This is a genomic window from Streptomyces sp. AC558_RSS880, assembly GCF_019049255.1.
Taxonomy (GTDB): Bacteria; Actinomycetota; Actinomycetes; order Streptomycetales; family Streptomycetaceae; genus Streptomyces.
Window position 1 is genome coordinate 1 of record NZ_JAGMUJ010000069.1, and the last position, 9,609, is coordinate 9,609.

Sequence of the window (9,609 nt, forward strand, 5' to 3'; positions counted from 1 at the left end):
GCCACCCACCCCCCACCGGCGGTACCCTGACCAGCACATCCACCCAGCGAAGGGACCCCCATGCCACTCGAAGCCGGCCTCCTGGAGATCCTCGCCTGCCCGGCCTGCCACTCCCCCCTCAAGGAGCAGGACACGGAACTGATCTGCACCGGCCAGAACTGCGGCCTGGCCTACCCCGTCCGCGACGGCATCCCCGTACTCCTCGTCGACGAGGCCCGCCGCCCCGCGTAACCGACGCGCATCCGACGCGACGCCCCGCGCACCGACGACGCCCCGCCGATCGGAGATCGGAGATCGGAGCCTGCCGCCCATGCTCGACGAATCGCTGCTCGACTCACCGGAGGGCCTCGCCGAGGCCGACCGCCGTGCCCTGCTCCGCGGCGCCGCCGAAGCAGGCGCCCGCGTCCGCACCGCCGCACGGTACGCCGCCGAGGCCGGCGTCAACGACCTGAAGCCCGACGGCCGCCCCCGCGCCGTACTCATCGCCGGCCCCGGCGCCGCCGCCACCCAGACCGCCGACCTCCTCGGCACCCTGGCCGGCGCCGGCAGTCCCGTCACCCGCCTCGCACCCACCGGCGTCGCCCCCGCGGCAGGCGCCCTGCGCTGGGAACTGCCCGGCTGGGCCGGCTCCGTGGACCTGCTCCTCATCGCCACCCCGGACGGCACCGAACCGGGCCTCACCCTGCTCTCCGAGCAGGCCTATCGCCGCGGCTGCACCGTCGTCGCCGTCGCCCCCGCCCGCACCCCGCTCGCCGAGACGGTGAACGGCTCCGTCGGCCTGTTCGTCCCCATGGCCACCGCGCCCTACGACCAGGACGAACCCCTCGCCGCCTCCGCCCCCGGCGTCCTGTGGGCGCTGCTCACCCCGCTGCTCGCGCTCCTGGACCGTACCGGCCTGCTCACCGCCCCGCCGGACGCCCTGGAGAAGATCGCCGACCGCCTCGACGGAATCGCCGAACGCTGCGGTCCGGCCATCGCGACGTACAGCAACCCCGCCAAGACCCTGGCCGCCGAAATCGCCGACGCGCTCCCTGTCGTATGGACCGAAGGGGTCTCAGCCGGGCCGGCAGGCCGCCGCTTCGCCGCCGCCCTCGCCGAACTCTCCGGCACCCCCGCCGTCGTCGCCGAACTCCCCGAGGCGCTCGCCGCACACAGTGCCCTGCTGGCCGGCCGGCTCGCCGCCGGCGCGGACCCGGACGACTTCTTCCGCGACCGCGTGGAGGAAGCACCCGCCCTGCACGCGCGCGTGGTGCTGCTCCGCGACCGCCCCGCCGGCGGCCTCACCGCCGCCCCCGCCGCCCGTGACCTGGCGCTCACCCACGACACGCCGATCAGCGAGCTGGAACCGGAGGCGGGCGGCGAACTGGAGACCCTCGCGGAACTGATCGCCGTCACGGATTTCGCCGCCGTTTACCTGGCGCTCGCCTCGAGAGCCTGATCATGCCCGGGACCCCCTGATCCTCCCTCCGCGCAGACGCACGACACGCACCACACCGCGCGCCCGCACGAGAACCGGCAGAAGGAACGCAGAGAACCCCATGGACCGCCTCGACAACACCATCCGCCCCTACGCCTGGGGTTCCACCACCGCCATCCCGCGGCTGCTCGGCACCGAACCGACCGGCGAGCCGCAGGCGGAGATGTGGATGGGCGCCCACCCCGGTGCGCCCTCGCGCACCGACCGGGGCACGCTCGTCGAGGTCATCGACGCCGACCCGGAGCGGGAACTCGGCCCGGACGCGGTCGCCAAGTTCGGCCCCCGCCTGCCCTTCCTGCTCAAACTCCTCGCCGCCGGAGCCCCGCTCTCCCTCCAGGTCCACCCCGACCTGGCCCAGGCGAAGGAGGGCCACGCGGACGAGGAGCGCCGCGGCGTCCCCGTCACCGCCCCGCACCGCAACTACAAGGACGCCAACCACAAGCCCGAACTGATCTGTGCTCTCACCGAGTTCGACGGCCTGTGCGGCTTCCGCGACCCGCAGCGCGCCGCGGAGCTCCTCGACGGCCTCGGCGTCGACTCCCTCAAGCCGTACGTCGACCTGCTGCACGCCCACCCCGAAGAGGCGGCCCTGCGCGAGGTCCTCACCGCGATCCTCACCGCCGACCCCGAGGCGATGGCCCGCACGGTCGCCGAGGCCGCCGCCGCCTGCGACCGCCTCGGCGGCGCCTACGCCCCGTACGCCGACATCGCCCACCACTACCCGGGCGACCCCGGTGTCATCGCCGCGATGCTCCTCAACCACGTCCGGCTCCAGCCCGGCGAGGCGCTCTTCCTCGGTGCCGGCGTTCCGCACGCCTACCTCGACGGCCTCGGCGTCGAGATCATGGCCAACTCCGACAACGTCCTGCGCTGCGGCCTGACCCCCAAGCACGTCGACGTCCCCGAACTCCTGCGCATCGTCCGCTTCGAGGCCGGCGACCCCGGCGTGCTGCGCCCGGAGGCGGGCCCGGACGGCGAGGAGGTCTACGAGACCCCCATCGACGAGTTCCGCCTCTCCCGCTACGTCCTCCCCGCGGGCGGCGCCACCCACGACCTCACACTGACCACCCCGCAGATCCTGCTCTGCACCGCCGGCTCCGTACGAGCGGGCGAGCACGAACTGACGCCCGGCACCTCCGTGTTCGTCCCTTCGGGTGAAAAGGCCGAAGTGGCGGGTACCGGAACCCTGTTCAGGGCCACCGTCGTCGCCTGATCACCCCGTGACGGCGACCTGACACGTTGTCGCCGAACCGGGCTGCAACAATGGCCCACCGTCAAAGGACGGGCAAAGTCCCGGGCAGGCGTGCACCCACGCCTGCCCGGGCCCCACACGGCGTACGAAGGGACAACGCGAACACATGAGCGCGTCAGGCGGCACCAAGGCGATCGTGGCGGCACTCGCCGCCAACCTCGCGATCGCGGTAGCGAAGTTCGTGGCGTTCATCTTCAGCGGCTCGTCATCGATGCTCGCTGAGTCCGTCCACTCGCTCGCCGACTCCGGCAACCAGGCCCTGCTCCTCGTCGGAGGCAAGAAGGCACAGCGCCAGGCCACCCCGCAGCACCCCTTCGGCTACGGCCGGGAGCGCTACATCTACGCCTTCCTCGTCTCCATCGTGCTGTTCTCGGTCGGTGGCATGTTCGCCCTCTACGAGGGCTACGAGAAGATCAAGGACCCGCACGAGCTGGAGCACTGGTACTGGCCGGTCGGTGTCCTCGTCTTCGCGATCATCGCCGAGTGCTTCTCCTTCCGCACCGCCATCAAGGAGTCCAACGTCCTGCGCGGCCAGCGCTCCTGGAAGGAGTTCGTCCGCCATGCCAAGGCGCCCGAGCTGCCGGTCGTCCTCCTGGAGGACCTCGGCGCGCTCGTCGGCCTGATCCTCGCCCTCGGCGGTGTCGGCATGGCCCTGGCCACCGGCGACAGCGTCTGGGACGGCATCGGCACCCTCTGCATCGGCGTCCTGCTCATCCTGATCGCCCTGGTCCTCGCGGTCGAGACGAAGTCGCTGCTGCTCGGGGAGGCCGCGGGCGCCGAGGAGACCCAGAAGATCGAGGCCGCCGTCGTCGACGGCGACACCGTCACCCGCATCATCCACATGCGCACCCTCCACATCGGTCCCGAGGAACTGCTGGTCGCCGCGAAGATCGGCGTCCGGCACGACGGCACGGCCACCGAGATCGCCTCCGCCATCGACGCCGCCGAGTCCCGCATCCGCGACGCCGTCCCGATCGCCCGGGTGATCTACCTCGAGCCCGACATCTACAGCGAGACCGAAGCCGCCAAGGGCTCCGACCCCGAGGCCGCCCCCGGCGGCCCCACCACCCACGGCGCCGGTCACTGAGCCCGGCCCCACCGGGACCCGCAGGACCTCATGACGGAGGGGCCCGCCACACCGGCGGGCCCCTCCGTCGTCCCGTGGGGACCCGCGTCTCAGAAGTGCGCGGGCCACAACTCCGTGTCGAACTCCGCCGACCGCCGTCGCCTGGTCCGCCCCGCCAGCACACCGATCAGCCCCGCGATCGCCAGCAGCAACCCGAACAGCGTCGCCCCGGCGAGCAGCACCACGCCCAGGCGGTCCTCCGTCACCCGGCCCCGCACCGCCTCCGCGGGCACCGTGCCCCCGTGGTCGTCGGCGAAGAAGCGGGAGTCCCGCGCATTCAGACGGTGGTCGCCCAGCAGGAACAGCCGCCCCTGCGGCACCCGGACGTCGTACCGCTGCGGAACGGAGCCGTTGGCGTCCCCGTCCTTGACGTACGGCTCCTCCGACGTCCTGCCGTTCACCGTGAGCCGCCGCGCGGACCCCTCGCCCTCGCAGCACACGATCCGGTCACCGCCCACCCCGATGACCCGCTGCATGACGAGCCCGCCTCCCGGATAGCGGTCGGGCATCGAGAACAGCACCACGTCACCGCGCCGGACCTCGTCCCCGTCCACGCGCGCGTAGACGACGTCGTCACCGAGCCGGTACGAGGGTGCCATGCTCTCGCCCTGCACGTCGGCCATCCCGTAGTTCAGCCGCAGAGCCCCCAGGGACGCCACCACCGTCAGCAGCCCCGCCGCGAGCACCACCCACCCCGCGACCAGCGTTCCCCGCCCCGTGTCCATGCCCGAACCCCTTCCCGCACGGCCCGTCCGCGCGGGGTGAGGCTAGCGGCCCGCACGGACGACGGCCGCGGGGACCGGGAACGGGACGCTCGCCAGATCGGCCTGATGTGTACGCGGGCGGACTGGGGTCGGCCGGGCCCGGCGGTGTAGCTTGGGACGGAGCCAGACGTCGCTGCTGATGGCGGTCGGGCGGTCCACCGCGGACCGGCCGAGGGAGAGAGGGCCTCCGACGGACTGCGCTGCGCGCACGCGGGCATGCCTGTGTCCTCCTCGGGCACCCCTGTGTCCGCCGCCGCGCAGACCAGCCGTACCCACCTCGACCCACACCCCGAGGAGCAGCTCGCAATGACGACTGTCGACAACCGACAGGACTTCAAGGTCGCCGACCTCTCCCTGGCCGAGTTCGGCCGCAAGGAGATCACCCTCGCCGAGCACGAGATGCCCGGCCTGATGGCGATCCGCAAGGAGTACGCCGACGCCCAGCCCCTGGCCGGCGCCCGTGTCACCGGCTCCCTGCACATGACCGTGCAGACCGCCGTCCTCATCGAGACCCTGGTCGCCCTCGGCGCCCGGGTCCGCTGGGCGTCCTGCAACATCTTCTCCACCCAGGACCACGCCGCGGCCGCCATCGCCGTCGGCCCGAACGGCACGCCCGACAACCCGCAGGGCGTCCCGGTCTTCGCCTGGAAGGGCGAGACCCTCGAGGAGTACTGGTGGTGCACCGAGCAGGCGCTGACCTGGCCGGACAGCCCCACCGGCGGCCCCAACATGATCCTCGACGACGGCGGTGACGCCACCCTCCTCGTCCACAAGGGCGTCGAGTACGAGAAGGACGGCAAGGCCCCCTCGCCCGACACCGCCGAGTCCGACGAGCACCGCGTCATCCTCGAGCTGCTCAACCGCACCCTGGGCGAGAACCCGCAGAAGTGGACCCAGCTCTCCTCCGAGATCCGCGGCGTCACCGAGGAGACCACGACCGGCGTCCACCGCCTGTACGAGATGCAGCGCGACGGCACCCTCCTGTTCCCGGCGATCAACGTCAACGACGCCGTCACCAAGTCGAAGTTCGACAACAAGTACGGCTGCCGCCACTCCCTGATCGACGGCATCAACCGCGCCACCGACACCCTGATCGGTGGCAAGACCGCGGTCGTGTGCGGCTACGGCGACGTGGGCAAGGGCTGCGCGGAGTCCCTGCGCGGCCAGGGCGCCCGCGTGATCATCACCGAGATCGACCCGATCTGCGCCCTGCAGGCCGCGATGGACGGCTACCAGGTCACGACGCTCGACGAGGTCGTCGACAAGGCCGACATCTTCGTCACCACGACCGGCAACAAGGACATCATCATGGCCACCGACATGGCCAAGATGAAGCACCAGGCCATCGTCGGCAACATCGGCCACTTCGACAACGAGATCGACATGGCCGGCCTCGCCAAGATCCCCGGCATCGTCAAGGACGAGATCAAGCCGCAGGTCCACACCTGGACCTTCCCCGACGGCAAGAAGATCATCGTCCTCTCCGAGGGCCGCCTGCTGAACCTGGGCAACGCCACCGGCCACCCGTCGTTCGTGATGTCCAACTCCTTCGCGGACCAGACCCTGGCCCAGATCGAGCTGTTCACCAAGCCCGACGAGTACCCGACCGGCGTCTACGTGCTGCCCAAGCACCTCGACGAGAAGGTCGCCCGCCTCCACCTCGACGCGCTCGGCGTCAAGCTGACCACGCTCCGCCCGGAGCAGGCCGAGTACATCGGCGTGCAGGTCGAGGGCCCGTTCAAGTCGGACCACTACCGCTACTGAGCCCACGCTCCCACCGCGGGGAGTCCGTCCGTGCACGGACGGACTCCCCGGCAGCAGGTCCTCCGAGGCAGGCCCCCGCACCCCCGTGTCGGGGGCCTGCCCCTTGCGCGGACCGGCGACCGGCCCAGCCCGTCACGACCCAGGACCCCCATGCCCCGCGGCCGCTATTCGCTCCACGATCCGCACGATCACACCCCCCTCGCGGAAGAGCACTTCCACTGCGCCCCCGGCCCCTCCGGCTGGCGCTACGTCTCCCAGCTCACCGCCCCCTCAGGCGATCACCTGGGCTCGGTCGACCTCGCCCTCGACGAACTCGGCCGCCCCATCCGCCTCGAACTCCACGCCGCGAGCTGGCAGGTCCGCGGCGCCGCCCTCGACGGCGTCACCTGGGTCCGCACCGACCCCACCGGGACCCACGCCACCGAAGGCAATGTGCGCGCCCACGCCTTCACCGGCTCGTCCCCCGCCTTCCTCGTCGCCACCGCCCGCCTCCTGCGCCTCACCCCCTCGGCCCCCGCCACCCGCGTACGCCTCGTCGCCTTCACGGACCCGGTCCTCGCCCCGCGCACCCTGGACCAGTCCTGGGCGCTGGTGAAAAGAGAAGCACACGCCACTGACAACGGCCCCCTGACCGTGGACGAATACCAGGTCACAGCCCTGGACACGGGCGAGCAGCACTCCGTGCACCTCGCCGGGGACGTGGTCCTCGCGGCCCCCGGCATCGAACTGGAGGACCTCGAATCACCACCGTCGGTCTTCGACTGACCGGCGCCCACCGAAGGCACCTACGCCGGCGGGGCGAACCCCGTCGACGGCCGATCGGCCGTCGATCCCTCCTGCTGCGGCGGGACGGCCCGCTCCCCGCGCACCACGGCTCCCGGACCCGCCGACGGATACGCAGCCGACCGCACATCCGGCGCGACGGCCGCGGCGGGATACACCGGCGGGGCATGGGAACCCGCCGGACCAGCCGTACCCATGGGCCCGCCACCCCCGGCCGGCCCGTGTCCGAACGCCCGCCGGGCCTCCCGGGCCTGCCGCTCCTGCACCACCGCCGCGAGATACGCCGCGGGCGGCACCCCCGGCGGCACCGGCGCCCCCGTGCGCTCGGCCAGGTCCGCGGCCAGCCGCTCCGCCATCGACCAGCCGACCTGCGGATCGAGCTGCCCCATCCGCGTCAGGTACTGCCGGACGGCGAGCCACAGACCATCGGGCACCGCCGACAGATCGAGTCCCGAGAAACGCCCGGCCAACCACGGCGGAGGCGGCGGCACGAACCCCGCCTGCCCGACCGGAACGCGCTCCCGCACGACCAGAGCCCCCGCGAACACATCCCCGAGCCGTCGTCCCCGCGCCGAAACCAGAGAAGCGATGCAGGCCACGACCCCGAGCGTCATCAGAATCTCGATCACACCGATCAGGCCCCGCACCAACGCGTGCCGGAACCGGATCGGCCCCCCGTCGTCCCGCACCACTCGCAGCCCGCAGGCCATCTTCCCGAGCGACCGCCCATGGCTGAGCGTCTCGACCAGGATCGGCCCACCGACCAGCACGAGGACGAACAAGGCGATCGAGATCGCCGTCTGTGCCGCCTCGTCCAACGAAGCCGTGGCAGCCACCAGAGCGATGGTCACCGCGACATAGACGGCCACGGCCACCACCAGATCGAGCAGCACGGCCAGTGCCCTGCTGGGCAGCCTCGCGGGGCGCAGCTCCAACGCCACCGCCTCACCCGTCACCAGCTCACTCACGCCTGCCGCCCTTCCCTGGCCTGCCCCGAACACCGCCAGTCTGCCAAGCTGATGTCACATCGCACCGCAGTACGACCAGCCGATCAAGCAGATCACCCATCCACCGGTCGGGCCGACCGCCGACGAACAGCCGAGGAGCAGGCACACCGATGGACCTCGACGTCTTCGTCTCCGCCCACCGCGCGGAGTGGGACCGCCTCGACGCCCTGCTCCGGCGCCAGCGCCGCCTCACCGGCGCGGAGGCCGACGAACTCGTCGTCCTCTACCAGCGCACGGCCACCCATCTCTCCCTGATCCAGTCGGCCGCTCCCGACCCGCAGCTGACCGGCCGGCTCAGCCAACTGGTGGCACGCGCGCGCAGTGCCGTGACCGGCGCCCGCCGCGCCTCCTGGCGGGACGTCACGCGCTTCCTGTCCCACAGCTTCCCGGCCGCCGTCTACAAGTCACGCCACTGGTGGGTGCCCACGGCGCTCCTCTCCACAGCCGTCGCGGCACTCCTCGGCTGGTGGATAGGCACCCATCCCGAAGTACAGGCGTCCATAGCGGCTCCCAGCGAGCTGCGCGAGCTCACCCGTCCCGGTGGCCAGTACGAGACGTACTACTCGAGCCACCCCGCGGCTTCCTTCGCCGCCCAGGTCTGGACGAACAACGCGTGGGCCGCGGCCCTCTGCCTGATCCTGGGGGTCTTCCTGGGCCTGCCGGTCCTCTGGATCCTCTTCCAGAACATGCTCAACCTGGGCGTCGGCTTCGGTCTGATGTCCTCCGCCGGCCGTCTCGACACCTTCCTCGGCCTCGTCCTGCCGCACGGCCTCCTGGAACTCACCGCGGTCTTCGTCGCAGCCGGAACCGGCCTCCGCCTCGGCTGGACCGTCATCGACCCGGGTCCCCGCACCCGACGCACGGCCTTGGCGGCGGAAGGCCGGGCAGCCCTGGCCATGGCGATCGGCCTCGCCCTGGTCCTCTTCGTCTCCGGCGCCATCGAAGGCTTCGTCACTCCATCGGGCCTGCCCACCTGGGCGCGCATCACCATCGGAGTCATCGCCGAGCTGGCCTTCCTGGCCTACGTCTATGTCCTGGGGGGACGTGCGGCGCGGGCCGGCGAGACCGGTGACCTGGAGGCGACCGAGCGCAGCGCCGACGTGCCCACGGCTGCCTGATGTGCGTGCGGGGCCGCTGAGCTGCTAGTCTTCTCTTCGCCCCGCAGGAGCCGTTGACACGGAGCAGGCGGGGAGGTAGATTCAAACAGTTGCCTGGAGATGGGGTCTGACCCGGAAGGCGACAGTGAGCATCTGTCAGCTTCTGATCGAAACGCTGATTTCGAAGAAGCACCTCCCGATAAAGTCGGAAAACGAAGGCCGGTCAATCCGCCCTGAAACTTCTGATAAAGTCGGAACCGCCGGAAAGGGAAACGCGGAAGCGGGAACCCGGAAAGCACCGAGGAAATCGGGTCGGAAAGATCTGATAGAGTCGGAAAC

9 protein-coding genes are annotated in these 9,609 nt (G+C 71.5%); 7 read left to right on the plus strand and 2 right to left on the minus strand.

Annotated elements, in window-relative coordinates; genetic code table 11:
- Positions 1 to 60 precede the first annotated feature (60 nt).
- From KUM38_RS22035 to KUM38_RS22050, 4 genes are all read left to right on the plus strand, one after another.
- On the plus strand, positions 61 to 231 hold the full coding sequence (locus tag KUM38_RS22035) for a Trm112 family protein (RefSeq protein WP_217131152.1): 171 nt from the start codon (positions 61 to 63) through the stop codon (positions 229 to 231).
- 79 nt (positions 232 to 310) lie between these two features.
- A complete protein-coding gene (locus KUM38_RS22040; protein ID WP_217131153.1) occupies positions 311 to 1,438 on the plus strand; it encodes an SIS domain-containing protein in 1,128 nt (375 codons plus the stop codon).
- Positions 1,439 to 1,538: 100 nt separating this feature from the next.
- Complete coding sequence (gene manA, locus KUM38_RS22045) at positions 1,539 to 2,690, plus strand: mannose-6-phosphate isomerase, class I (protein WP_217131154.1); 1,152 nt, start codon at positions 1,539 to 1,541, stop codon at positions 2,688 to 2,690.
- Between the two features lie 145 nt (positions 2,691 to 2,835).
- Positions 2,836 to 3,816, plus strand: a complete 981-nt coding sequence (locus KUM38_RS22050; protein WP_217131155.1) for a cation diffusion facilitator family transporter — start codon at positions 2,836 to 2,838, stop codon at positions 3,814 to 3,816.
- Between the two features lie 89 nt (positions 3,817 to 3,905).
- On the opposite strand, the gene lepB is transcribed toward KUM38_RS22050, so the two are convergent.
- On the minus strand, positions 3,906 to 4,580 hold the full coding sequence (gene lepB, locus KUM38_RS22055) for a signal peptidase I (RefSeq protein WP_217131156.1): 675 nt from the start codon (positions 4,578 to 4,580) through the stop codon (positions 3,906 to 3,908).
- 345 nt (positions 4,581 to 4,925) lie between these two features.
- Here lepB and ahcY point away from each other — a divergent pair, with 345 nt between their 5' ends.
- Both ahcY and KUM38_RS22065 read left to right on the plus strand, forming a co-directional pair.
- The gene (gene ahcY, locus KUM38_RS22060) at positions 4,926 to 6,383 is read left to right on the plus strand and encodes an adenosylhomocysteinase (protein ID WP_217131157.1); all 1,458 of its coding nucleotides are present in this window, start codon (positions 4,926 to 4,928) and stop codon (positions 6,381 to 6,383) included.
- A 150-nt stretch (positions 6,384 to 6,533) separates the two neighbouring features.
- Entirely contained in the window at positions 6,534 to 7,148 is a 615-nt protein-coding gene (locus tag KUM38_RS22065) for a hypothetical protein (protein ID WP_217131158.1), read from the plus strand.
- Positions 7,149 to 7,168: 20 nt separating this feature from the next.
- Here KUM38_RS22065 and KUM38_RS22070 read toward each other — a convergent pair whose 3' ends face one another.
- Entirely contained in the window at positions 7,169 to 8,134 is a 966-nt protein-coding gene (locus KUM38_RS22070; RefSeq protein WP_217131159.1) for an RDD family protein, read from the minus strand.
- A 149-nt stretch (positions 8,135 to 8,283) separates the two neighbouring features.
- Here KUM38_RS22070 and KUM38_RS22075 point away from each other — a divergent pair, with 149 nt between their 5' ends.
- Positions 8,284 to 9,291, plus strand: coding sequence for a stage II sporulation protein M (locus KUM38_RS22075; protein WP_217131160.1), 1,008 nt, complete (start codon positions 8,284 to 8,286; stop codon positions 9,289 to 9,291).
- The last annotated feature ends 318 nt before the right edge of the window (positions 9,292 to 9,609 follow it).